This window comes from Desulfovibrio sp. JC022 (assembly GCF_010470665.1).
In the GTDB taxonomy this organism is placed as follows: Bacteria; Desulfobacterota; Desulfovibrionia; order Desulfovibrionales; family Desulfovibrionaceae; genus Maridesulfovibrio.
Map to the genome: position 1 here is coordinate 104,440 of NZ_VOPZ01000002.1, position 24,926 is coordinate 129,365.

Genomic DNA, 24,926 nt, shown 5'->3' on the forward strand with positions numbered 1-24,926 from the left:
TTATGAAGTCCGGCCTGAACTTATCACAGATTACCCTGATTTTACTGCTCTCCACCCTGCTCTGTTCCTGCAATGAGACTGAATCTAAACTCTGGCAGGGCTATGTGGAAGGTGAGTTCGTTTACGTTTCATCCCCCTTAAGCGGACAGCTGGATGAAGTCAGCGTGCGTAAAGGACAGACTGTTGTAGCCGGACAACCGTTATTCACCCTTGAACGGGAATTCGAAAAGGCCGGAGTAGATGAAGCTGAAGAAAATCTGGATAAAATCATCAGTGACCTTGCGGACAAACGCAAAGGAAGAAGACCTTCCGAAATAGCCTCCATTAAAGCGCGACTGAGGAAAGCCGTAGCAGCGGAAAAGCTGGCCGCAACAGAATACAAACGCAGAGCAGATCTTTACAGCTCCAGAACTATCTCCGAAGAAGAACGAGACCAAGCCCGCACTGATTACGAACAGGCCATTCAACTGGTGAAGGAAATTAAATCTGAACTCAAGACCGCAACACTCGGTTCACGCAGTGACGAAATCAGTGCGGCAGAATCATCGGTAAGAGCAGCTCAGGCCAAACTTGAACAGGCCCGCTGGAATTACGATCAAAAAGCACAATCTGCGCCACGCTCCGGGCTGGTTTTCGATACTATTCGCTACCGAGGCGAGTGGATTGCCGCCGGGAAACCGATCATCTCCATCCTGCCCCCGGAAAACCGCAAGGTACGCTTTTACGTACCGGAACAAATTGTGGGCGGATTTAAAATTAACGAAAAACTGCTCGTAAATTACGACGGACTGACAGAACCGATCCCGGTAATTCTGACCTACATTTCACCGCAGGCTGAATACACGCCCCCGGTCATCTACTCCAGCCAAAGCCGCGCCAAACTGGTCTTCATGCTGGAAGCCATTCCGGCAGCGGACAAAGCACTACTCTTCAAGCCCGGACAGCCCGTGGATGTGAGCAGGACAGAGCAGGGTTTTGTACTTGAAAACGGCTTCCTCACACGCATCAAAAGTTACTTTCGGAGCAGCGATGACTGATCAAACTGTCATAGACGTATCCGGTGTGACCAAATCCTTCGGCCCCAAAACCGTGGTTAAGGGGCTGGATATGCAGGTCCGTAAGGGTGAAATTTTCGGATTTCTCGGACCCAACGGATCCGGGAAAACCACCTTCATCCGTATGCTCTGCGGGCTGCTGCGCCCGGATTCAGGATCCGGTACCTGCCTTGGTTATGACATCATCAACGAGGCTGAATTTATCAAGCCCAAAGTGGGCTACATGGCCCAGAAATTCAGTCTTTACGGTGACCTGACCGTAAAAGAAAACCTAGATTTCCTTGCCCGTGCTTATCAACTTCCCAACCGCAAAGAACTGATAAATGACGCCATCGAGCGCATGAACATGGGCAGATTCACCAACCAATTAGCCGGATCACTCTCCGGGGGCTGGAAGCAACGCTTGGCCCTGACCGGATGCACCCTGCACAATCCTCAGCTTCTGCTTCTGGACGAACCCACTGCCGGGGTTGATCCGTCTGCACGCCGCGATTTCTGGGACGAGGTGCATAACCTTGCCGCGCAAGGCATCACCGCGCTCATATCTACCCATTATATGGATGAAGCTGAACGCTGCCATCGACTTGCTTACATCGCTTATGGCGATCTGCTGGCAAAAGGCACACTTGATGAACTGGTTCAAAATTCCGGCCTGCACACATGGACCCTCAGCGGACCGAATTTAAATGAATTAACTCCGAAGCTGCGAGCCAGCGACGGCATTGATCAGGTTGTGGCCTTCGGGAACACCCTGCATATCAGCGGACGCGACAACGTATTGATCGAAAAAGGAATCCGCACCCATGCCGGATCTGACAACAAATTTGAACAGTGTGAAACAAGCCTTGAAGAAGTATTCATCGATCTGATGCAGGGGAAAAACCCATGAGTTTACGACTATTCTCATTCAAAAGATTCATGGCTATGGCTGGCAAAGAATTCATCCAGATGCGCCGCGACAGGTTAACCTTCGCCATGATGATCGGAATCCCGCTGATTCAGATCATCCTCTTTGGATTCGCCATCAACTCCGACCCGCGCCACCTGCCCCTTGCCGTTCTTTCCGGGGATAATTCCCGCTATTCACGGTCAATCGTTGCCGGGATGCAGGCCAGTACATATTTTAATGTAGACCGTTTCATTAATTCTCGGGCCGAGGCCAAACGGCTGCTGGAGCTTGGCGAAGTGCAGTTCGTGCTGACCATTCCTCAACAGTTCGGGCTGGATATTGAGCGCGGGGAACGCCCGGTGCTGCTTCTGGAGGCAGATGCTACAGACCCCATGGCAACGGGCAATGCGGTTAATTCCATGCGTGAAATCATAAACCGGGCCATGGCGCGTGATCTCAAAGGCTCGCTCAGCTATATGCTACCCGAAGAAAGCACAGTGGACCTGCGCATCCACGCCGATTACAACCCCGAAGCCATCAGCCAGTACAACATCGTCCCCGGCCTGATGGGCGTAATCCTGACCCTTACATTGGTTATGATCACCTCACTGGCAATCACCCGCGAGACCGAACGCGGAACCATGGAAAACCTGCTGACCACCCCAGTCCGTCCGCTGGAAGTAATGATGGGCAAGATCATCCCTTACGTCATGGTCGGTTATATCCAGATGATGTTGATCATGGCAGCATCCATCTTTGTATTCCACGTCCCCATCAACGGTAATCCGCTGATTGTATTCACCTATTCAGCAATATTTATCGCCGCGAACCTCACCGTAGGGGTAACCATCTCCACTGTGGCCCGCAACCAGCTGCAAGCCGTACAAATGTCCATATTCTTCTTTCTGCCATCCCTGCTGCTCTCCGGCTTCATGTTCCCCTTCCGGGGCATGCCGGACTGGGCGCAAAACCTCGGTTCAATCCTACCGCTGACCCACTACCTGCGCCTTGTGCGCGGGGTTCTGCTCAAAGGAACAGGCTGGGAAGAATCCCTATACCACCTATGGCCCATCGTGGTTTTCTGGCTGATCGTAATTATCGTAGGGTTGAAGAGGTATCGGCAGACTTTGGATTAGGGGGGATTTTAAGGCAGAACTATTGGCTTGCCCGGTTGATAAAGGCAGTGTATTTTTAAAAAATCAAAGGGAGATCAAAATGCCCAGCACACCTCAAAACACACAACCCACTGCACCCGCAGAAATCGACAATCGCTCAACTTATGAAACATGGTTCGCCAAGCAAATTCAAGAAGGCATTAATGCCGTTGAAAATGGGGAAGTTGTTTCGCATGAAGAAGCAAAAAGTGTATTCGTGGATTAGGTGTTAAAATCAAATAAAGAATCCCTCCGAACTATAGCTAGGAGGGATTAATTTTGCCTATTTCGATTTAATCGTTTTAGCCAGCTTCGTAAGCTGATCGAGTCCATCAAACGTAGATGGAATATTCCCTTCATCAGCTACAATTCCTGAAAAAATAATATTTTCAAATTTTGCCAAGGCTTCTTTGTCTTTTGCCTTAATCTCTTTTGAATAATCCGAATAGTTCTGAATAAACTGACACAAGGTTTTTCTTAACTCAATTTGTAAGATTTGGGATTTCACAGACTTGTAGTTGATCAAGGCTATGCGGAAAAAATATAAAAGAACAATTACACCGGAAAACATTGGAATTAACCGAAAATAATTATTTGTTGCAACAGTCCCAAGAGATGTAACTTCAATCCGGGTAGACGCATAGTAAAATTCAAATCCAATAAGTGCTAAAATGGCTACACCCAGTAGCAAAACCCATCTAAAACTCCATTTTTTCTCTTTATCTTTTTCTGTAGACAGCTGGTTAAACCCTTTATGAAGGCCTACAAAATTATAACCTGTTTTTTGTTTTTCAAGAGCGGTCTGCAATAAATTAACTTTATCTTGCTTATCTTTAATCTCCTTATCCCAAGTTTCTTTTAAATTCTCAGCATGCTTAGTAACTTCTTCAAATTGAAAAATATGCTGAAGCTCATGACCACTAATAATCCGCTTGGTCACCATTATTGGCGTGAATGAAATTGCATATTCTATTGAATCCTGTTCACTCTCATCAAATGAACCTAACTCTTTCTTTGCAAATGCAATAAATTCATACACAGGATGATTCAATCCAGCAGCAGACAAATAGAATTCACAGGCAAACCGCAAAAAGTAGCTGTATAGTAAATCCAATTCAGATTTATTTATTGGCCGTTTAACATTACGCTCAAAATGGCGACCAATATACTCAATGTTAACTTGGCATAATTCATCCCACGCTTCGCTTGACTCGTATATTTCATTTAATAGATTTATAAGATACGAATTTCTCGATTTGGCAAAAACATTCAAGTCAGGAGACTCAATATCCAAAGAGTCTCTTACTCTTTTAATGAGCTCTTTATTCTCAGGAACAGAAAACAACTTCAACTGCGTCTCACTCATCTCCAACCTCCAAATATTTTATGCAGCAGAACAAATACAACCTTATAATAAACAAGACAAGCTTTAGCTGAAACCGCATTACAATCCCCAAGCTAAATCAATCACACATCCAGCCCTCACTCCCCGTGAGGGCTTTTTTTACGCCCGCAATCCAACACCCTCCCAAATTTAATTTTAATATTGACATACATTTTTAAAATCCGTAGCACATAAACACAATCAATCTACAATCTTTAAACGGAGTTTGTTATGAAATTCATTAAACCAACCACATTCGTACTGTCCTGTCTGCTCGCGGTTCTGTGCTGCTCAACCGCATTTGCCCATGAATTCATCGTTAAACCCGTACAGCTGACTGCTGAGAAAGGACATGTTGTGCCTTTCAGCGTTGTCTCTGCGCATGTATTTATGATCAGTGAAGAGATGGAGCCGATTAATCAGGTTGAAATGAATTTCATCCAGAACGGCAAATCCACTCCGGTCAAACTTACTGAAAATGAAATGCTCATGACTTTGGACGGTCAGGTAAAACCTGAAGCTGAAGGTACCGCCATCATTGCCGGACACCGTAACGGTATGATCTGGACCCAGACCACCCAAGGTTGGAAACAGCAGTCCAAGAAAGGATTAAAGGGAGTTATCAGAAGCGGGAAATACGAAAAATTCTGTAAGACTCTGATTACTGTGGGCAAAGCAGACGGCAGCTACAAAAAAGCAGTAGGCCACAAGCTTGAGATCATGCCCATGAGCGACCCCACTCTGGCTAAAGTCGGTGATGAAATTGAATTCCAGACCCTGCTGGACGGCAAACCCGTTTCTATTGAAAGCATGACCGCCACTTACGACGGATTCAGCATGAATCCCAACACCTACGCCTATTTTACCGAGCCTTACGGTAACGGCCTTGCAAAAGTTAAAATTACTGCTCCCGGAACATGGATGGTCCGCGCGCAGTATAAAAACGATCAAGCTACTGCGGATTACGATAGCCACGTAATGCGTGCTGTGCTGGTCTTTGAAGTAAAATAAATGCTGTATAAAAAAATCATCCCGGCCGTGATTTTCATCGCGGCCGGGTTCTTATGCTTCGGCAGTGTAGTTTGGGCACATGGGGTTGCTTATGAAATGGTCGAAACCTCACCGGCTGTGACATTTAAATCCGGATTCTCATCCGGGGACCCCATTGCCTACGGAGAGGTGCTCATCTACGCGCCTGAGAATACTGAAGTGGAATTCCAGAACGGACGCACTGACAAGAACGGAGTTTTCTCCTTCCTGCCTGACCGCGCCGGAATATGGAAAGTGGAAGTTGACGGCGGACTGGGCCACAAACTTATGTTTGATGTGGAAGTCGCCGAATCAGATAAAAATGAACTTGCAACCCATGAAAAAGAAGCCCCATTGCAGGGATCCATTGAGATCAGGGCTTTGCTGGGAATCAGCCTGATTTTCAACCTCTGTCTTGCAGTTACCTACCTCCGGGCAAGACGGAAGGCTACGGCGATAAAATAAAATTGACGGCTAACCAGAATAATAACCGGGGAAAATGTACACCCCGTTAGCCTGCATCCAGAAGCCCTGTTTGCCATTTTTGCTTTTGTACAACCTGCTCAGTCCGGCACGGATGTACACTTCCTCCCCTCCGGCGAGCAGGGCTTCCAACTCATCAAGCCGATCCTGCTGCACATATTCCATTGCCATTCGATGAAAACACAAATCAGCAATGGGCGTGTGACGGAATTTTTCCCCGCCTTTATCTGTAAAACCGAGACGCAGCTTTATATCATCGCCTGAATCAACAACAGCAATACTGACCGACTTAGGATTGACCCGTATGGTCCTTATGGAATGGGCACAAGGGGATTCAGCAGGCACACATCTGTTCTTGGAGGTAATTATGCCATCGAAAGCTTCACTGATGGAATCAACCGCACTGCGCTCAAGCAGATCCTTAAAAGTTTCCTCGTCAACGCAATCAAGCCAGACATCATTTTCAAAAGTACAATCCTCCACATGAGGAGAATCTGCATCTTCATGAGGTATAATGTCGGCGGAAACTATGATCCCCGGACGGATATCCCTGAATTCTACGAAATCCAGATTTTCATAGGGTAACGGACGGTAACAAGTGCAGTCGTCCTCATCCAGCAAGGCCATGCAAACATTATCGCTATCATTAAATCTCGTTAAATCGGTTAAAACCAGCATGCAAAATTTTCCTTTCGATCAAAAAATAAGAACAGACACCCTCGCTCTACTTTAAAAACATAAATAACCCAAAAAAGTCAAGCAGATCAATAGCTCCGACACATTTAATCTAATCAATTATAATTCCCGGATTCACAATTTACTTTTCAACTCAAAGCACAATTCTCAAAAAAAAGTCCAATATTTCTTTAGGTAACGTAAGCAACCCAAAAAAGGCGGAGCCTTAACGACTCCGCCTTTAAAATTTACGATTGCATCATCTGCCCCGCCTGATTGACCACGCCCTGCATCTGAACGGGGTTCAAACCTGACTGTGAAAGATCCTTAATTATTCCCGACCCCATGGAAGCAGCCTGTAAATTCTGCTGCAATTGCTGTTGTTTCATAGCCATATCCCTGCGCATACCCCTGAACTTCTCCACTTCATCACCGGAACGCACAATACCGCTCGGCACGCCGATAAGATCCGCGTAATCATCCACGGCCCGGTCCATGTCCACCTTATCCAGCACTTCAGGATTGGCTCGAGCCAGATTACCCACAAACTGAGCCAGCGACTGGATCGATTGGGTGCCGACCATTTTCTGGGCCTGTGCCAGCACTGAAATATAGTCGATCTTAATATCTGCCCCTTCAAGAATCGAGGGAGCTTCCGGCAGCTGCCCGGAACGCATCAGAAGACCGAATACCCTGTCGATAAGCGGATCAAGCAGTTCTGTATGCTGCCTCTCGATTACCGGTCCGAGCTGGATCAGCTTTTCCTCATGCCGCTCGGCAACCTCTGCGGCAGTGATGGTCTTACGATTAGACCCGGCCATCATCATAAAAATATCGTTGTAAAAGCCCTCCCTTACAGCAGTACGTACATCCTGAATTTTATTGCTGACCCCGGCCAGATCAGGGCGGACCTGATAAAGCGGAGATACCGAATCCTGCTGGTTCTGTTCCACCGGGTTCTGTCCTCCGGGCAGCAGGTTCAGCCGCCTTGAATACATGGAAGGCACCTTCATGGGCGGGCGCAAGGTCAAGTGCACGGCCTGAATCTGACTTTTGCTCATTTCCATAAGCATCTTCACATCAGCCAGTACATCCATGGCCGGGGAACGCCCATACACATCCATAGCAGCAGTATCCCAGCGCGGAGCCATGTACGGATTCTCCATAAAACCACTTTCAGAAAGCACGTGTCCGCCTCTGCCATTGAGCAGGAATACGGATTCAAAAGGCATGTTCATGGCATCCATGCGCTCCACATCAAACTCATCACGCGGCTGGACAACATGCAACACGTCAAACCAATGGTCCCGGTTCACATTCAGGCTGGTGTGCACTGTAGCCGGTAGATTCTGCTTGCCGAAACGTTTTTCAAGCTGGCGGGCTGTCATTTTGAACTCACGGTAGACCGTATCAACCCGCCCTTGCGCGTCCGTGGCAAGGCAGTATTCCCCGGCAGTCAGGGTACGGAAACGGATTCCACGCTCATCATCCGGCTCACAATACAAAATCCCGGTGCCGAACCCTGCAAGCTCCGTATAAAGCGAATGAATACAGGAATAAAAGTTACTGCGGGCCAATGCGCGATACATGATGTTTTCAACCTTGGAGACCCATTCGCGCACCGACTTATGCCGTGCAAGATCGCGATCGGAAATGCCCAGCCTGAACCACGGCCTTGCCGGGGAAGTCAGCCCGCCCTGTAAGCCGGCAGCTAAGACACGTAAGGACCTTGTAGCTGTGGAATCAATAATCTTGCCGGACCTCACACGCCCGTCATTAGGGCGATGTCCGTCATAAATTCCCTTACGGGGCAGGATATAATCACTGATCTCCTGCCAATGCGATTCCCAGCTGTTGCGTTCCTGACGCAAAGACTGCAATCGCTGCAAATATTTATTATTTTCAATATGTCTCATATTTTAAATCTCTCCGAGGGCCAGAGGGGGRAACTTTTGAAAAAAGTTTCCCCCTCTGGACTCCCCCTTCCAAACTTTTTAGTAAGCTTCGCTCAATTAACTAAGACCCTATTTTCATATAAAATCAGTACAACTTTTCAAGCTGCCCCAGATAAAAACTATTAAATTTTTGGGCTTCTTACTCCCCTACAATACGTACTATCTTTTTACACTTGGGGCACTTAACCTGCACTTCAACAACTTTACCTTTCATCAAAAGTCTGCGGCAGACCGGACAACGGTGCTCACTCATTGCATTACTCCTTTGGAACGGGTTAAAATTTCTTTATTAATCTTAGCCTTACCTGCCACCCCGTCCGGGCTGGTGAGAATGGTTTTCCTCCTGCCTAGCGCATGCACCTTGCGCATACGCCCTTCGGTTTCCTTACGCCGGGCAACTTTGATATCAAACTCGGCATTCTGACGGTCCACTTCCTGCTGACGGACGTCATTGGGATGCAACCATTCACCGTCAATTTTGTTGTATCCGGCATTCTGCATTTCACCAGGCGTATACCAATGCCCGGTCTTATCAGAAAAAGTCCAATCTTCTGGGACGCTCCAATCCGACGGGGCATTAAGTCCCTGCTTAGTAGATGAAGGATTGGTGCCGTAGGTGTAGCTGTGCCACTTGAAATAACCGTTAAAACCGGGCGAACCGTTATTGAACCAGACATGTGACTGTCCCTTCTCAGCCGCAGGCAAATCAGGCCTGTAATAATTAGACATAATTCTCCCCTACTGGCCTAATTTGGTCTTTTGGGCCTGTAAACTCTGAGTAGCCGTTGTCAGCTGCCCGATATCACCCTGACCACCGGTCAATACAGTTGCGCTGCGCCCTTTTTTCATACGCTCCATCTCGCGCATTCTCTTAGCCTTCAGCTCCTCTTCGCTCTTATTGATGGCGTCCATCTTAGGTGGTTCAGGTGCCGGGGCCACCGGGGGTGCCGGTGGCGGTGAAACTGGTGATGAAGGTGCTTTTCCTCCTCCGCCTCCCATAATCATTCTCCTTGTTTAGAAATTTGTGTGACGGGCACGTTGCCCTCATTATTCCTGACCGCACAAAAAATTGCGGCATCAACGCTTTTGTCTTCAGCTGCCAGATAGGCAGCCTGCGGAAGAATTCCCGCTCTCCTGAAACCGGACCTTTCCGCCATGCGGCAGGCCAGCTGATTAATCATGGGTATCAACCCCTTTATACAGTCGAATATATATTCGCCCACTACGTCAGTTGCTGACAATAGATGACGCAGTACCCCGCGCCCCATCTGCAAAGTTCCTTTACCGTGAAATCCGGGCATAATAGCAATATGCACAAAGCACGATTTCGGACTAAAACCATTCAGCCAGAACAATCCTGCGGGTTGCTGATCCTTAAATCCGAAAAAGAAATGCTGATCTTCGCGACGCACCAGCTTTCGAAAATCACAAAATGATTCAATTGTTCCGTCATAAAAAATTACCGGAAGTTGTCCGGCCTTACCCATGATTTCCCAGAACCAGCGTAAATGCCCGTCGGTAAGTGACTCACTGCCGTCAAAGTTTCTGAATTTATAAAAGGTAAAACCTCCGTCCACTTCAAATCCGTACATCAGCCCGCTCCTGTAAAAATGTCGTAATCCATAAGACCCTGCATCTCTTCCTGCTGCTCCAGCACGTGCTGCTGCTTAGGAAAGACAGTACCCAGTGCGGGGTCCAGAATACGGGCCATGCAATCGAGCATGTCATCATGAGCAGAAACGGGAAAAGCAAGATATTCATCATCGATAAATTCACGCACAAGATCGCGCTCACGGCCTTGATGATCCATGAACCGGGCCTGCCATGGCAGGTAGAACCGCCCCTGTTCAAATAGAGGAACCAGTTTGCGGATGCGGTCCGTCTTGGGTACGTTTCCCCCCAGCGGATCAATAGAAAAACGGTAATTCTGCTCATTCATGACATATTGCATGTGCTCCACATCGGCCTGCTGCCCGTACTTTTCATAACCCACAGCCAGCGGGCTATAAGCACGATGCAACCGGAACAATGCCCGTGCCCGCTCAGTAAGATTCAAACGGTCACGAATACCGTCAATGAGATAATAGTTGCAGTCCGGCCCCAGCCCGATAACCAGCATGACCGTATAATCGCTGCCGGATTTTTTCTCACTGGCCGGGTCCACCAGCAAATAACGGTTGAACTGCTGCCAGCGCGTTTTGCCGCTGCGGTCACGCGGGTCCCAACGGCAAAGCCATTCCTCACGGAAACCCTGCACGTCATCCGCGCGCGGGTCCTGCATCATCTGGCAGCCGAACACATAAGGTCCCATTTCCCGCCGCTTTGTCTGCAATTGCTCACGGGTCAAAAGCATAGGTTCACCGTCCATAGTACCATCCGCAGTAGCCGGATAAACACGGGGAATTGCAGCCTCACGCTTCATCATTTCCCGATAAGTATCGTTAAAGTGATAACGGGTCCCGATGTACCGCTTGATGCCCTCACGGGTACCGAGGTTGATGGACAATGCCCATGCCTCAGTGGTCTTAAAAATCATATCCGGCGAGGAAACCGACTCGCGGGTCACCACATCATCATAGATAAGCCGGGAGAAATGTTTGCCCGTGGGCTGTCCGTCCACCAGTCCCCAAGCTTCTACCGTGGCTTCTTTGGGATTTGATTTACGTTTGACGATAATCCCATCCTCTTCAGACCATTTGGGGGAATCCTTTTTGGGATTAGCCCAGAGCACATCCGGGTAGCACTGCTTGAGCAGCTCGTTACGTTCAAATTCCTGCTTGATCTGACGCAGAAATCCCTTGGCAACAGGCCGGGTGTGGCTGAAAATTCCTACGGTAACTTCCGGGTCACGCAAAATATCCTGTATGGTCAACGCGAAAGTAATGATGGTCGATTTGTAATGCTCACGAGACCAGAGATCGAGATGTCCATCCGGGTTGGCCTGCACTTCGCGGCAACGTTCAAATACCCATTCGTTATTAGCGTCAGCACGGCCCAGCAACCGGGTCAGCAAAAAGAAAAGATCATTGCGGCCCAATTCTGCCATAATCAGCAAGGGCTGCTTATGCTGCTCCGCTTCACGCAGAATTTGGGCGTACCATTTATTTGCGCTGTCCAGATCCGTAAACTTCATCAAGTTTCTCCCTCAGTTCCGGGCTGATAGCACGGCTTTTCTTCGCACCTTTTGCCGCTGTACCCTCCTTTTTAGTGTCTGTGATGCCCCATGCTTTGCGTTCCATGTCGTGCCTTTTGTGCATGATGTCGAGCTTGGCTTTCAGGTCTTTGACCATGTCAGAATCATTGCCCTCTACTGCCAGTGCGAACACCTCCCGGAACCGGTCCAGCTCCTCTTTCTGTTTTTTAATGACTTCACTTTTTGTCATTTTTTCTCCAAAAAATATTTAATTTGATGCGCTGCGCGCTTTGTCAGATGATTTCGCCTCCGGCGGCCAAAGGGGATAATCCCCTTTGGAATCCCTATTAGTTGGGTCAGGATTCCTTTTGCTCTGGCGAGCTAAATTCATCATTTTTGCTAGTGAACCCATTTTGTTTCCGGCAGGCAGGAAATTTCAGCTCTCGCCCGATTCATGCACTTACGGCAGAGCCGGGCTTCGCGAACCATCTTGCGTTTACCAAAGTGAATCTCGATTTTAAACGGCTCCAGTACATCTGTACGTCCGCATCGTTCACAGCGATCTCCGTCAAACATCCCGCCAATCCATGCCGAGGCTTCAGCCAGTATTGCTGTCCCGGTCATTTGAAAGCCTCGTAAGCAACTCGCCCTGCTACCCCGGCAACAACAGCCGCAGTTCCCCAGACAGCCCTTTCCAAATTACGGAACTTCTCCGCATGGGTGTGGCAACGACGCGCCCCGTTAATTTCCGAGATATCCTCCTGAATGGACTTGACCCGTTCATCAATGCGGATGAGCAGATCCTGCAATTCACTCCTTTCCTCAACCATTTTTTTCCCTCCATGTTTTTGCAACCTTCTCAGCACTGCGCCCGACCACGTATCCTCCAAGCCCAAGTTCCATAAGCGACCAGAGCTGCGCAGGCAGTTCCAGATGAGGAGCCTTGGTCCAGAACAAAGCAAGATACGGATAAAGAAGGTAGTTGTTAGCTACGATGGCAACAATGGTCAGCATCAGAATCGGCCGCCACGAACGCTGCAACCAGTTGCCGGACATCTCCGCCAGCATGATCTTGACCCTCGATTCAAGGTCTGCCAGTTCGCCACGATTCTGCATTTCCATGAGCCGCAGCTTCGCCTTTTCGCGCTCCCCGGCATCAGGCCAGATCTTGTCGATGATGGTCGACCCAAGATCGAGGATTGAACCGATCATTCTGCCACCTCTACTCCGCCGCTACTTCCTCGACGTACGGGGCTGGAATAAGTTGGGCGTACTTTCTGCCTCTTGTAATCGAGCAGGGAATTTCCGAATTCGAGCCATTCGGGATGCTCATCAATAAAAGATGCATAGTTTTTGATTGTTCGCCGCGTCTCAAGCGGATAAAGCGCGGCAAGTGTTTCTGCCTTGATTTCTTTCACTATTTCGTCCTCCTATAACTATAAGATAATTGGCAGGGCGGACCTGAAGTAGGTGACTCAGGTCCGCCCGTGGGACTTTTGTGAAAAAATGACAAAAAAAATCCTCCCTGACCGAAATCAAGGAGGAAGTACAAATCCTATGGAATTAATGTTTAAACTTTAATTCAAAACAACAGACCATAGTAGTTTTATACCCAGCAGGATAAGCACCCCGCCGAGAAATTTCTTAACTGTAGCAGGCTTCATCTTAGCATGCATAACCTTGGTACCAAGATAACCGCCTCCCCAGGCAGCCAGTCCGGCAAAGATCAGTAGCTTAATGGAAACCGAGCCCATCATGGCATAAGCCGCAAAAGCGGTAATGGATGAAAAAGGCACAGCAAAAGCGGTTACAGTCGCTACCTTTTTGGGATTAAATCCCTGCATAATCATGAGCGGGGAGATAACACCTCCGCCGCCAACCCCGAGCAGTCCGGAAATAAATCCTGCCAAAACACCCACCAGAAACGGTCCGCCAAGCGGACGGTCCTCACGAAACTGGTCTTTATACTTGGAAGTCTTGAAGAATAGCATCATTGTCCCCGAAAAACACAGGAAACAGATAAATAGTATCATTAAAGACTTTAACGGCAGGAAGTGCCCGATCCAAGCTCCCAGCGGAGCCATGACCACCGAGGCAACCACAATGGGGATACCCAGTTTAAAATCAAGGCGCTTCTCCTTAATATTAGAATAAGTCGCCCCGATCATGCTGACAGCATTAACAAAAAGACCGGTAGGACGTGCCAGATCAAAAGGCACTCCCATCCACGTCAGAGTGGGAATAAGCACCACCGCCGACCCCACTCCGCCAAGCGCGAAAAAAAAGCTCAGCAAAAATGAAACCAAGGTAATGCCCAAAGTCAACATATCCATGGCTACATGTTGGCCAGCGGGCTGGGTTTGAATGCTTTGACCATATCTTCCATGGAAGCAGCCATGCCTTTGACCTGCTCAAAACCATGTGCGCGCAGCAGGGTATAAGCAACGGCGGAACGAAAAATTGAGGTACAATAAGCAACCACCAGCTTATCTTTAGGCAGCTCTTCCATGCGAGCAGGCAGCTCATTAAGCGGAATATGCTTGGCAAAAGGAAGCACCAGATATTCCATCTCCTTATCAGAACGTACATCAAGAAAAACCACGTTATCCTGTCCATTACCAAGAGCCTTGCGCATACCTTCAACGCTCATAGTATGTTCACCGGAACTCAGGAAATCAAAATCCATCTCAGCAACGGCATCGTTAAGAGCTTTCATTTCAGACTCCAATCGTATGAATATGGTTATTTGGCAAAATTGCCAAGTTTGAAACGTGAATTTGGTAATATTGCCAAATAGAGGACAAGTCAAGCGGCTAAATCATTTTACAACAAAAAGATGATATCGAAAGAAAAACATATATATAGAGCATTGCGGTGTCTCACTGCCACTCATTAACCTCATCAATTCTGCTCCGAAGCTAGCGTAACAATGAGTCCAGCACCTGCACATGCTTTCCGTCAGGGAAAATTTCCATATAACGACGTGCGTACTCTGCGGCCTTCCCTCGCTGGTCAAGCTGCATGAAGCAACGGATAGCACCGTAGAGGGCATTTTCGTAATACGGTGTATTATGATATTCACGAATAATCCTGCGGTAGGACCGCAACGCCCCATGCACATCATTCAGATGATAAAAATACAATCCGCCGATCTGGAGCAAAACTTCGCCTTTCACATTCTGGCAGGAGCTGAGTTCTTCAGCAATAAGCAATGCTGTTTCCGCGTCCCCAGCTTCTCCGGCATCAGCCAGGTAATGCGCATAATTTATAATCCAGCGGGCAAGGATCTCATTGAGCTGCGCCTGCCCCTTCAAGGACGGGGGAATCTCGACCGAAGTAAGCAGAGACAACCTGTCACGGGCTCGGGATAACCCTGACGACTTGGTAAATGAAAAAACCGGCAGAGGTTTGCGGCCAGCATAGGTTGCGGTCATCTGCCCGATATCAAGAATGGCAGTAGTGCCTTCTCCTTGGACGCCGACACTCCCTTCATCCAGAAAATAAAAACCTGCGTTCCCTTTCTGTGTCAGAGAAATATCAGTACCCCGAATGCCTATTCTTGTGCGAGGGGTGGCAATAACGGCCCCCTCACGCTTACTGAGCAAAGCCCTTAACACCCCGCGATAAAAAGTGCCGATAACAGTCTGTTTCACACCCTCGATTTCCCCGCCGAGCATAAATTCACTGTCCTCACCAAAACTCATGGTTGACCCGGCATCAAGTCGCAGAACGGCCTTGCCGTCCGGCCCGGTGCGCAACACATCCCCGACCTGAACTTCCTGACCGATCTGGACCCGGACGAAAAAATCCTGATTGGAACGACGCAATTCCACTGTGCCGGTCAGCATCTCAAGTGAAGCAGCATATGCTGTAGATGAAGCTACTATCCAGACCAGCAGAATTAACGAAAAGAACAGAGCACGCCGCATCAGAATCTCCTCCTTTATGGAAAAATTGAAGAGAACCGTAAACTAGAAAAACCGTCACATGAAACTTAATAATATCGAAAATTATGCTCAAAGGCACGACAAAAGACCTATACCTACATCTTACCAACAATCCGGACGTAAAATCCCTTGAGAATGGTTTCAACGACAACCATAAAACAACTTAACCTGAATATAATCATAGCTTTCAGGTATAATTCATGACACCTTAAAACAAGAATGAGAAGCACTATCAAGTGAACCTCATAACTAAACCAAAATAAGGAAAACTAATGAGCTTAAAAAATCGCCTTACACTGTCCGTTATAGGCATGTTTGCAATAATTTTATGTATGTTTGTCGGGACTACATATGTTGCTTTCAAGCAGAAAGATGACGGGCTCGTAATAAACCTTGCTGGCAGACAGCGCATGCTCTCCCAGAAGATTTCTAAAGAAGTAATGCTCTACATGCTGGACAGCAGTGAAGAACACAGAAAACTTATCCACAAAACAGAACAGGTATTTTCAAAAACGCTGGCTGCACTAGCTAATTCCGGTCAAGCCCCATTAACGCTTAACGTCAATGGGCCGTCTGCCTCCATTCCCAAGCCGGAAACAACAGTAGCAACTCAACTCAGAAAAGTGGATTCCGTATGGGATGAATACTCCGAAATGGTCGAAAGCATTCTCGACGGATCAAAACAGATTTCTCCTGATGCACTTTCCGGTAAGAGTTTAAGCCTCTTGAAAGAGATGAACGCAGCTGTCGTCATGTTGCAAAAAAATGCTGAAAACAACACGCGAATGCTGGTTTTAATGCAAGTTGGCTTTACAATTCTTGCTGTCATTTGCGTATTGGCTGTGCTGGTCATGCTACGCAAAAGAATATCCGGCCCACTGGAACGTTTGAAAAACTACGCACTGGCTGTGGCAGGCGGTAAACTTGATGCCAAAATTTCAGGAGATTACGAATCTGAACTTCTGGAATTAAAAAATGCTATTAGCGACATGGTTAATACAATCACAAAAACCATTGCCGAAGCTGTAGAAAAAGGAGAGCTTGCTGAAGCCGCATCCCTTAAAGCTGAACAAACTCTCGTCGAAGTTCAACAAAAGCAGGAAGAAGTTGAAAAACTGCTCTCTTCAATGGAAAGCGGAGCTGAAGAAGCAGGTAATATTTCCAATGAAGTTTTCGAATCTTTAGGCGAACTGGCCGCGCAGGTTGAGCAGGTCAACAGAGGAGTCGACGTACAACGTGACCGACTGACCGAAACAGCGACCGCCATGGAAGAAATGAACAGCACCGTGCTTGAAGTGGCTCATAACGCATCAAACGCAGCAGAAAGCGCGGATCAGTCACGTAAGAATGCTCAAACTGGGGCTCAAGGAGTCTCCAAAGCGGTATCCTCCATCCATCAGATCCAGAACCGGATAACCGGCCTGAAAGAAACCATGGATACTCTAGGCCAACAGGCTGACAGCATCGGCCACATTATGGATGTAATCACAGACATAGCCGACCAGACAAACCTGCTGGCCTTGAATGCCGCAATCGAAGCCGCCCGTGCCGGCGAAGCTGGGCGCGGTTTCGCAGTTGTTGCCGACGAAGTCCGCAAGCTGGCCGAAAAAACAATGGATGCCACAAAAGAAGTAGGCGAAGCCATTTCCAGCATTCAGGCTAATGCCAAGGAAAACATCAGTGCCGTTGAATTCGCTGCCGGAGATATTATTGAAAGTACTGACGCAGCCTCTGAATCCAAAAAATTCATGGATGAAATAGTAGACATTGTAGATGAAACAGCCGGCCTTATCCAATCAATTGCCACAGCCAGCGAGCAACAATCTGCAACATCCGAAGAGATTAACCGCGCACTGGGCGATGTTTCCACTGTGGCCTCCGAGACAGCTCAAGGCATGAACACCTCGACCGAAGCTCTACAGGAAATAAGTGATAACGTTGAAAGGCTTAACTCAGTTGTTCAACAACTGGCAGCCTCTAAATAGCAGATCAGACAGCCCGCAATATCTCATGGTATTGCGGGCTCTTCTCTACATCCGCACTAAAACCTTCTTAGCTCCCTTACTCATGGCCAGCTCGAAGGCTTGCTTAAAATCAGTAAAATCGAATTCCGCTTCGATCAAACCACTCACATCAATCATGCCCTGTTCCAGCACATTCAGGGCCAGACCGATATCCCCGCAACGGGAACCGACAATTGAAATTTCATCCACCACCAGCTTGGCAAGGTTGATGGAACTTGGCAGATGTGAAGTAGTTTTGGCTACAACAGTTCCTTCCGGGCGCACGAAATCAAGAGCGTAATTAATCCCCTGTTCACTACCTGTGGCTTCCACCACCAGATCAAATTTATCCCAGTCCGCTGCCAGCGCGGTGAGCTCTTCAGGATCGTTGATGCAATGGGTCTTAACACCCTGCTCGGCCGCAATGGCAAGCTTGTCTTCATGTTTACCCACCAGCAGCACGTGCGGATTATAAAGTTTCAGAGCCAGCGCGGTCAGAAGCCCGAGTTTACCATCCCCCAGCACCATTACCCGCATATCCCCGGTAACATGAATCTGCTGGCTTACCTCCAACCCGGCAGCCAAGGGTTCGGCAAAGACCGCAGCCCGATCCTCAACCCCGTCAGCGACAACATAAAGATTCTCCGCAGGTACTTTCAAATACTCGGCAAAAGCCCCATCATGATTAACAATACCAATAACGGTACGAACCGCAGCATGCCTGCGATCGCCTACATACGGCCCCACCGGACAATTGATGTCTGCCACTACGCGCTTACCGACCAACTCCGGCCTGTCCGGGCATTCCTCAACTTCGGCAACAAACTCATGTCCCGGCACACCTGCAAACCCGTAATAGCCCTTATGCAGTTCAATATCTGTGTTGCAAATTCCAGCCAATTGGACTTTGAGCAGAGCTTCGCCCTCATCAAGCTGAGGCTTATCCCGCTCTACAAAATCAATCTTCCCGTCTTCAAAATATATTGCACGCATGATTTCTCCTTTGATTCCTATCACTATCGCTTCTAGCAGCAAGTTCAGCCAACGCCAAGGGATGAAACATAAAAACCCCGGCAACCTACAGGCTGCCGGGGCATCAAAACATATTCACTGATCTACAGTTAACTAAGCATCTGCTGCTTTTTAAACCAATCCACTGCATCCTGAACAGCTTCCACAGCCGGACGATGGGTGTAGCCCAGTTCTCTTTCCGCCCGATCAGATCTGTAATACATTTTTTTAGATGCCATACGCACGCTGTCCATGGTCGCCACAGGATTTTTAATTAACCCCAGCCTTGCCAGTAACTCTCCGAAAAAACCTGCGGAATACATAACAGCCTGCGGAACCTTGAATTTTGGTCCGGGCTTGTGCGTAATGCGGGCGGTCATGGCGAATAAATCCTTAAGACTGAGATTATCTCCACCCAAAATATACCTGCGCCCGACCTTGCCATTCTGCAAAGCCAGCAAATGCCCGAGGGCGATATCATCCACATGGGCCACATTCAGCCCGGTATCGGCATAGAACATTCCACCGTCGCGAGCGGCATTAAGCACCATGGTTCCGGTGGGAGTAGGACGAGAATCACCCGGACCGACCGGTGTTGAGGGATTCACAATTACAGCCGGAAGACCTTCGTTGCGGACCATATCCATAACTACCTTCTCAGCCAAAAACTTTGATTTCTTGTACGGACTGATCATATCGGCAACTGAGGAAGATGCATCCTCATCAGCAGGACTGCCGTCAGCATTACAACCCAGAACGCAAACACTGGAAGTGTAGACAATGCGTTCCACTCCAGCCTCAAGAGCCTTCTGCATGAGCAAACGTGTGCCTTCCACATTAGTGCGGGTCATGGCTTCCGGGTCCGGGACCCAGAGACGGTAATCCGCTGCCAGATGAAAAAGATATTTACAGCCCTGCAAAGCTTCTTCAAGCGCAGCCTCATTATTAAGATCTCCGCTGACGAATTCAACAGACTCTTTGACAAGTTGTCGCGCTCTACTTTTATCGCGAACAAGGGCTTTAATAGAGAATCCCTTTTCAGCAAGAATTCTGACAAGCCGGGACCCAATCAATCCGGTTGCCCCGGTGATCATTACGGTCATGATATATCTGGTTGTTTATTGGTAAGGTATTGATATGAAATATTTTACTGGACCTGATCGGCTTTCATAAGAGGACTTGAAACTGGCAGGAATAAATTAATGGAAAGCCGTGCCTGCGCTTGCAGAGATGAATGAAGGAGAGAGTTGTGTCAAGCCGGGAATTGTAAAGAATTGTTATCATATTGAATTTAAAATAAAAATACCCAGCAATTTTATCGGCTACCGTTTTTTTACGCTCTCTACTTTTAATCACTATCAGCCTATTCAGCGTCTTCCTGTACCCCCTTAAGCCCGGCCCGGATTTTTGCTGCAATTTCCTCATAATGCTGCGGCGGACAATTCATATAAAAAGGCTTGCTGTACCACGGTCCCTTAAACTTTATTGTGCAGTCATCAGGATACCAACTGATCTTCTTCATATCCGCAAAACTGATTTCAATATATTCATCAGATTTAGCCAGCATCCCCGCTCCCATGGCTTGAGGATTTTCCATTATGGCAGCCAGAACGACTATAGCTGATGCGACATCTTTCATCTTTCCCGTAAACATGCGCGAATAAACGGATCTATCAGAAACTCCGAACTGGTAACTGAAAACATGCCCCACCAAAGCAAGTGCCACAAAAATCAGCACTGCAAATCCCCCAATAGCGGCAACAGAAATATAAAGTGCATTCTGGATTTCCTCCACACCTCCATCAACACTAACCACTATAATGACCATCAAGACAGAAAACATCACCAAGACAGCCAGCAGCAATTTCACGAACTCAAGCATACGAAATTTATCCGCAAGAATGTGCTTGGCATTCCAGTTCCAGATAATCCCTGATTCATTAATGGTTATGTCTGTAGCTCTGTCTTGGAGTTTCATGGTTTCCGCCTTTATATAAATAGTATTTAGACGCTAGCGGTTACGATTATACTTCCTCATGAAAAATATGTACACAGCACAACAACCAAAACACCCCCGACACCCATCAGGCTGCCGGGGGCTTCTATCATTCCAATTATGAGCTAACGAAAAACGCTAAACGTTTTGAGTAGCTCCTTGCGAATCATCTTCTCCGCCATAAACCTTCTTCATGATGAGATAGGTTTCAGCGATCATCCAGATTTCGAGCACGAATACGATCAGGCCGACTACGAAGAGCAGCCATTTTCCGCCTGTGTAGAATTTCATGAGGTTGTAAACCATTGCCCAACCGGTCATGGCGATCATGAAGACCATGGGGATACCAGTGTAGACAGCTTTAACTTTCTTGCGGGCAAGGTAGACAGTGATAATCAGCAGAGCCAATGCGGCCAGCAGCTGGTTTACGGTACCGAACAGAGGCCAGAGAGCCAGCGCTCCCTGCTTAAGTGCACCGATGGAAAAACCGCCGTTAAAGCAAAGCACTGCAGCGGTACCTACCGCGATCAGAGTTGCAGGAATTGCGCCGGACAAGGCAGGCATTTTGTATGCCTGTGCCAGTTCGCCTACAACGTAACGCTGAATACGGGTAGCACTATCAAGTGTGGTGGCTGCGAAGCTGACCAGAAATACACCCATAATTGCAAGAGCTATATTGCCGGGAATGCCGTAGCTGGCCATCAGGTTTGCAGAACCCTCAACAAACGCGCCGAGCTTGGCACCGAGTCCGGCAGCGGAAGCCCATGATGCGTAATGGTTTGTGAAGGCTGCGGTTCCGGTCAGGAGCTGACCGTCAGCAGTGTGTTTACCCAGACCGATACCGGCACCGACAGCAACGATAACAAGAATAGACAGGGCTGCTTCCATGAGCATGGAACCGTAACCGATCATGCGTGAATCGCGCTCGGTCTCGCACTGCTTGGCGGAAGTACCGGAACTTACCAGCGAGTGGAAGCCGGAAATAGCACCGCAAGCGATGATAACGAACAAGAAGGGCAGCATCGGCGGTGCCCCCTGCGGGGCAAGGTCCAGAGCCGGAGCCACGAATGTGGGATGCGCCACAACAGCACCGACAACCAGCAGGATAAGTGCTACGAAGAGCTGGTGACCGTTGATGTAGTCACGGGGCTGCAACAGGGTGGTAACCGGAAGGATGGATGCAATAAATGCATAGATCAGCATGATCACAGTCCAGACCACGATGGGGTTCATGCCTGCGATGGCGGGCATCTTGAAGGGCAGGTAAACACCGACCACAACAAATGCGTACATTGCCAGCAGGGCAAGAATGGACCAGACAGTATGGTTTGCACCCTTTTTGTACATGAGCCAGCCCAGACCGATGGCGATGGGCACCTCACTCCATACTGGAATGACCGCTGCGGGGTACATATTAAAAAGGATGGCAATAACCAAAGCAAACACGGCGATAACAATCAGCAATTCAAAGAAAATGATGATCAGAAACAGCGAACGTACGCGATGGTTAAGCAAGCCGGCGGCAAGGTCACCAACTGAGCGGCCCTGATTACGCAGACTGACTACGAGGGAACCGAAGTCATGCACCGCGCCCATGAATATGGCACCGAAGAAAACCCAGAGTACAGCGGGAACCCAACCCCAGATGATCGCAATTGCAGGCCCGACAATGGGTCCAAGTCCGGCAATAGAAGTAAAATGGTGCCCGAAGAGCACTTCTTTTTTGGTAGGAACAAAGTCTTTTCCATCCTCAAGTTCGCAACTGGGACAAATCTTGTTCTCATCAACCTGAAAAATCTTTTTTGCCAGGAATTTGCCGTAGGTATGATACGCAACAATATACCCCACAAAGCAAAGACCGGCGACAATAAGTGAGTTCACCTCAACACCTCCAGTAAAAAGAACCAAACAAACAGGGAAGCGTAATGCTTCCCGCAACCACACACTGCTATAAGTACCAGTCGCTTTAACCCGTTCCGAACTCAGCCCGCCCGTTGCCGCAAGTGTACAAATTTGATGAACATTACATACAGCAACACATAAAAACTGAACCCGGCCCCCTCGGGACGACAGTGGGTACTCATAATAATTTTTAAGTATATCTACCTAAATTATTTCAGCCCAAATTACCAGTTCACCACTAAAAAATCCGTAACAACAACTGCTTACAATTCCACAATTCAAAATATCACTGCAAAATTAAACGTTTAACCTGCAACACTGTTACCGAAAATCGTTTTTCCGCAAATAATAGCTATACAAATTAATTGCTAATTTATTCCGAACGTAAGCTTAAGTCCCTTCCACCACATCAACTTTAGCAAAAGCAGGCTCATGCAGCGGGATAAGGATATCAGCCAACTCCTTAACCTTAAGCATAATATTGTAGGCCTCATAGGTGTTAACAGAAGTTCCCGGAGGAATCACTTCCATCTCCATACCGCGCACTTCCGGCGGAGGATTGAAGTTCTCCATGATCACACAGAATCCGGTGATAGCAGCAAGACCGCCTTCGGTATCAATTAAGATGGTCATGCCTCCCGGTGTGTGGGCCGGGGTATGCATCATGCGGATACCGGGAACAACTTCATAATCACCATCAACAGCGACCACCTGCCCGGCCTCCTCCACATCCTCCACGTAATCTTCCAGATAACGGAAATCCAGCGGATGCGGGTCATGCACATGATCCAGCTCTTTGCGATGCACGTAGAATTTTGCATTACTGCACTTGTAATCATTCTCGCAATGATCGTTGTGTAGATGGGTATGAATGACAATATCAATATCTTCAGGCTTTAACCCGAACTTCGCCAGCCCGTCTTCGAAAGTATAAATTCTGCCGCCCAGATCAGCTTCGCGATCCTCAGAAATAATGGGCTGCATCTCACCGGTATCAACCAGTATTTTTTTGTCCCCACCTTCGATATACCAGCAGTAAATGGGAATAATGTAAGGCTGACCATAATCATGCTGATAGGTCATCATACCTTTATCGAATCTCTTAGTGCCTACGACGATAGGGTGAATTCTATATTTGGTCACTGTTAGCTCCTTACCCGGACAGCTATCCGCCTGATGCTGTTTATATTAATGATGGCTGCAACATAGCACTGATTTACTTCGGTATCCATTCCTTTAAACGCGAATCGGAAATGAATCCCTCGATCACAAACGGATCTGCGGCAACAATTTTCCCAGCAGAATCTTCACCTTCAGCCTCAAAGATAATCATGCCGCCGGAACGATCCGCAAACGGGCCACCCTGATATCCGTCCAGATCACGGGACTCCCAGTATTCCACATGTGCAGGCACAGCCTTGCCTATCGCCTCCGGATTGCCCTTCATTAAGTAATAGTAGACAAATGTTCCCTTTGAATCCTTTTCCATATCGCCTCCTAATGCCGGGGTTACTGAAAACATCAACAGAAACACCAAGAAAAACCATTTCATAAGTCCTCCTTTAGTCCATGGGGCGGATGGAACCTAAAACCTGCACCACCTGCTCCAGTTCATCTTCAGGAATATGTTGCAGCCATTTTTCATTTGAAGCCTTCATTATAACCATGCACCGCTCAACAATATCCCGCCCTTCGTCTGTAACCTCACACAGAACAACACGGGAATCCTTCTCAGATCTGGAAGTCTTGATCAGTCCAAGGGCGGAAAGACGCGAAATTGATTTGGATACGTTGGATTTCTCGTAGAGGAGATCCGAAAGAATCGCTTTTTGCGAAACAGGGCCCTGCTCTTTAATAGCTACCAGAACCACAAACTGCTGTTGAGCCAGACCGAATTCACGGGTGATACGAGCTCCCTCTCGTTGCAGATAAGCCCCCAGCCGGAGCAATTCAATCACCATTCTATTTGCGTTAGACATCACTTCTCCATTTAGTTTCCTAGTCAACTAACTATTAAAATCTCTCAATATAGTTTCCTTGTCAACTAATTTTCATAAACACCCTCACCCTTCTTGCCCATCAGTGAAACGTGAAAAGATACACAATCATAATTATACGAATTCATATCACAGCCAAAATCAAACCATATACTTTAACCCTAAAACAAACAAAACAGCCCTAAATAATTAAAATAAAAGAAATTAAATTAAAACTTGTGATTTATTTCACACAATAAGCTGCTTCAGAGAGAGTTTTACAGGGCCGTCAATGTGAAAAAATGTTACTTTTTTCTTTATCCCGAAAAAGATT

Annotated in this window: 30 protein-coding genes; 7 read left to right on the top strand and 23 right to left on the bottom strand. The window is 47.8% G+C overall.

Annotated features, from left to right (window positions below):
* Positions 1-2 precede the first annotated feature (2 nt).
* The 4 genes from FMS18_RS03435 (at position 3) to FMS18_RS03450 (ending at position 3,324) form a co-directional block, all read left to right on the top strand.
* Positions 3-1,037 carry an HlyD family secretion protein gene (locus tag FMS18_RS03435; protein WP_163292355.1) on the top strand — a complete coding sequence of 345 codons (1,035 nt, stop codon included), beginning with the start codon at positions 3-5 and terminating at the stop codon, positions 1,035-1,037.
* Positions 1,030-1,944, top strand: a complete 915-nt coding sequence (locus FMS18_RS03440) for an ABC transporter ATP-binding protein (RefSeq protein WP_163292356.1) — start codon at positions 1,030-1,032, stop codon at positions 1,942-1,944. Before FMS18_RS03435 ends, FMS18_RS03440 begins: the two co-directional genes overlap by 8 nt.
* Complete coding sequence (locus FMS18_RS03445) at positions 1,941-3,080, top strand: ABC transporter permease (RefSeq protein WP_163292357.1); 1,140 nt, start codon at positions 1,941-1,943, stop codon at positions 3,078-3,080. The genes FMS18_RS03440 and FMS18_RS03445 overlap by 4 nt, the downstream gene beginning before the upstream one ends.
* 79 nt (positions 3,081-3,159) lie before the next feature.
* On the top strand, positions 3,160-3,324 hold the full coding sequence (locus FMS18_RS03450) for a hypothetical protein (protein WP_163292358.1): 165 nt from the start codon (positions 3,160-3,162) through the stop codon (positions 3,322-3,324).
* 57 nt (positions 3,325-3,381) lie between these two features.
* Here FMS18_RS03450 and FMS18_RS03455 read toward each other — a convergent pair whose 3' ends face one another.
* On the bottom strand, positions 3,382-4,464 hold the full coding sequence (locus FMS18_RS03455) for a hypothetical protein (protein ID WP_163292359.1): 1,083 nt from the start codon (positions 4,462-4,464) through the stop codon (positions 3,382-3,384).
* Positions 4,465-4,713: 249 nt separating this feature from the next.
* Here FMS18_RS03455 and FMS18_RS03460 point away from each other — a divergent pair, with 249 nt between their 5' ends.
* The gene (locus tag FMS18_RS03460; RefSeq protein WP_163292360.1) at positions 4,714-5,493 is read left to right on the top strand and encodes a DUF4198 domain-containing protein; all 780 of its coding nucleotides are present in this window, start codon (positions 4,714-4,716) and stop codon (positions 5,491-5,493) included.
* Positions 5,494-5,589: 96 nt separating this feature from the next.
* Entirely contained in the window at positions 5,590-5,976 is a 387-nt protein-coding gene (locus tag FMS18_RS03465) for a DUF4198 domain-containing protein (RefSeq protein WP_239060934.1), read from the top strand.
* Between the two features lie 9 nt (positions 5,977-5,985).
* Here the strand turns inward: FMS18_RS03465 and FMS18_RS03470 are convergent, their stop codons facing one another.
* The 15 genes from FMS18_RS03470 to FMS18_RS03540 form a co-directional block, all read right to left on the bottom strand.
* Positions 5,986-6,672, bottom strand: coding sequence for a hypothetical protein (locus tag FMS18_RS03470; protein ID WP_163292362.1), 687 nt, complete (start codon positions 6,670-6,672; stop codon positions 5,986-5,988).
* A 245-nt stretch (positions 6,673-6,917) separates the two neighbouring features.
* Complete coding sequence (locus FMS18_RS03475; RefSeq protein WP_163292363.1) at positions 6,918-8,585, bottom strand: portal protein; 1,668 nt, start codon at positions 8,583-8,585, stop codon at positions 6,918-6,920.
* A gap of 178 nt (positions 8,586-8,763) precedes the next feature.
* Positions 8,764-8,877, bottom strand: coding sequence for a Com family DNA-binding transcriptional regulator (locus FMS18_RS03480; RefSeq protein ID WP_163292364.1), 114 nt, complete (start codon positions 8,875-8,877; stop codon positions 8,764-8,766).
* Entirely contained in the window at positions 8,874-9,353 is a 480-nt protein-coding gene (locus FMS18_RS03485) for an aminobutyrate aminotransferase (RefSeq protein ID WP_163292365.1), read from the bottom strand. The genes FMS18_RS03480 and FMS18_RS03485 overlap by 4 nt, the downstream gene beginning before the upstream one ends.
* Positions 9,354-9,362: 9 nt before the next feature.
* Positions 9,363-9,623, bottom strand: coding sequence for a hypothetical protein (locus FMS18_RS03490; RefSeq protein ID WP_163292366.1), 261 nt, complete (start codon positions 9,621-9,623; stop codon positions 9,363-9,365).
* Between the two features lie 2 nt (positions 9,624-9,625).
* A complete protein-coding gene (locus FMS18_RS03495; RefSeq protein ID WP_163292367.1) occupies positions 9,626-10,216 on the bottom strand; it encodes a GNAT family N-acetyltransferase in 591 nt (196 codons plus the stop codon).
* A complete protein-coding gene (gene terL, locus FMS18_RS03500) occupies positions 10,216-11,757 on the bottom strand; it encodes a phage terminase large subunit (protein ID WP_163292368.1) in 1,542 nt (513 codons plus the stop codon). Before terL ends, FMS18_RS03495 begins: the two co-directional genes overlap by 1 nt.
* Entirely contained in the window at positions 11,726-12,007 is a 282-nt protein-coding gene (locus FMS18_RS03505) for a hypothetical protein (RefSeq protein ID WP_163292369.1), read from the bottom strand. The genes terL and FMS18_RS03505 overlap by 32 nt, the downstream gene beginning before the upstream one ends.
* Positions 12,008-12,156: 149 nt before the next feature.
* On the bottom strand, positions 12,157-12,381 hold the full coding sequence (locus FMS18_RS03510) for a hypothetical protein (RefSeq protein WP_163292370.1): 225 nt from the start codon (positions 12,379-12,381) through the stop codon (positions 12,157-12,159).
* Positions 12,378-12,587, bottom strand: coding sequence for a hypothetical protein (locus tag FMS18_RS03515; protein ID WP_136673149.1), 210 nt, complete (start codon positions 12,585-12,587; stop codon positions 12,378-12,380). Before FMS18_RS03515 ends, FMS18_RS03510 begins: the two co-directional genes overlap by 4 nt.
* Positions 12,580-12,969: a holin family protein gene (locus tag FMS18_RS03520; RefSeq protein ID WP_163292371.1), complete on the bottom strand. Its 390-nt coding sequence runs from the start codon at positions 12,967-12,969 to the stop codon at positions 12,580-12,582. The genes FMS18_RS03515 and FMS18_RS03520 overlap by 8 nt, the downstream gene beginning before the upstream one ends.
* Complete coding sequence (locus FMS18_RS03525) at positions 12,966-13,175, bottom strand: hypothetical protein (RefSeq protein ID WP_163292372.1); 210 nt, start codon at positions 13,173-13,175, stop codon at positions 12,966-12,968. The genes FMS18_RS03520 and FMS18_RS03525 overlap by 4 nt, the downstream gene beginning before the upstream one ends.
* 159 nt (positions 13,176-13,334) lie before the next feature.
* Positions 13,335-14,090, bottom strand: a complete 756-nt coding sequence (locus FMS18_RS03530; protein WP_163292373.1) for a sulfite exporter TauE/SafE family protein — start codon at positions 14,088-14,090, stop codon at positions 13,335-13,337.
* 2 nt (positions 14,091-14,092) lie between these two features.
* On the bottom strand, positions 14,093-14,473 hold the full coding sequence (locus tag FMS18_RS03535; RefSeq protein ID WP_163292374.1) for a rhodanese-like domain-containing protein: 381 nt from the start codon (positions 14,471-14,473) through the stop codon (positions 14,093-14,095).
* Between the two features lie 202 nt (positions 14,474-14,675).
* Complete coding sequence (locus FMS18_RS03540; RefSeq protein WP_163292375.1) at positions 14,676-15,686, bottom strand: FecR domain-containing protein; 1,011 nt, start codon at positions 15,684-15,686, stop codon at positions 14,676-14,678.
* Between the two features lie 290 nt (positions 15,687-15,976).
* Between FMS18_RS03540 and FMS18_RS03545 the strand changes: the two genes are divergently transcribed.
* A complete protein-coding gene (locus tag FMS18_RS03545; protein WP_163292376.1) occupies positions 15,977-17,689 on the top strand; it encodes a methyl-accepting chemotaxis protein in 1,713 nt (570 codons plus the stop codon).
* A gap of 45 nt (positions 17,690-17,734) precedes the next feature.
* Here the strand turns inward: FMS18_RS03545 and FMS18_RS03550 are convergent, their stop codons facing one another.
* The 7 genes from FMS18_RS03550 to FMS18_RS03580 all read right to left on the bottom strand — a co-directional run bounded on the left by FMS18_RS03550 (position 17,735) and on the right by FMS18_RS03580 (position 24,595).
* Positions 17,735-18,700 (bottom strand): zinc-binding dehydrogenase, encoded by a 966-nt coding sequence (locus FMS18_RS03550; RefSeq protein ID WP_163292377.1) that lies wholly within the window; start codon positions 18,698-18,700, stop codon positions 17,735-17,737.
* 128 nt (positions 18,701-18,828) lie between these two features.
* A complete protein-coding gene (gene hpnA / locus FMS18_RS03555) occupies positions 18,829-19,821 on the bottom strand; it encodes a hopanoid-associated sugar epimerase (RefSeq protein WP_163292378.1) in 993 nt (330 codons plus the stop codon).
* A gap of 260 nt (positions 19,822-20,081) precedes the next feature.
* Positions 20,082-20,696: a hypothetical protein gene (locus FMS18_RS03560; RefSeq protein WP_163292379.1), complete on the bottom strand. Its 615-nt coding sequence runs from the start codon at positions 20,694-20,696 to the stop codon at positions 20,082-20,084.
* Positions 20,697-20,852: 156 nt separating this feature from the next.
* Positions 20,853-22,595, bottom strand: a complete 1,743-nt coding sequence (locus FMS18_RS03565) for a carbon starvation protein A (RefSeq protein ID WP_163292380.1) — start codon at positions 22,593-22,595, stop codon at positions 20,853-20,855.
* Between the two features lie 411 nt (positions 22,596-23,006).
* Positions 23,007-23,759, bottom strand: coding sequence for an N-acyl homoserine lactonase family protein (locus FMS18_RS03570; protein WP_368854141.1), 753 nt, complete (start codon positions 23,757-23,759; stop codon positions 23,007-23,009).
* Positions 23,760-23,832: 73 nt separating this feature from the next.
* Positions 23,833-24,168 (bottom strand): YciI family protein, encoded by a 336-nt coding sequence (locus FMS18_RS03575; protein ID WP_163292381.1) that lies wholly within the window; start codon positions 24,166-24,168, stop codon positions 23,833-23,835.
* A 10-nt stretch (positions 24,169-24,178) separates the two neighbouring features.
* Positions 24,179-24,595, bottom strand: a complete 417-nt coding sequence (locus FMS18_RS03580) for a MarR family winged helix-turn-helix transcriptional regulator (protein WP_163292382.1) — start codon at positions 24,593-24,595, stop codon at positions 24,179-24,181.
* Positions 24,596-24,926 lie beyond the last annotated feature (331 nt).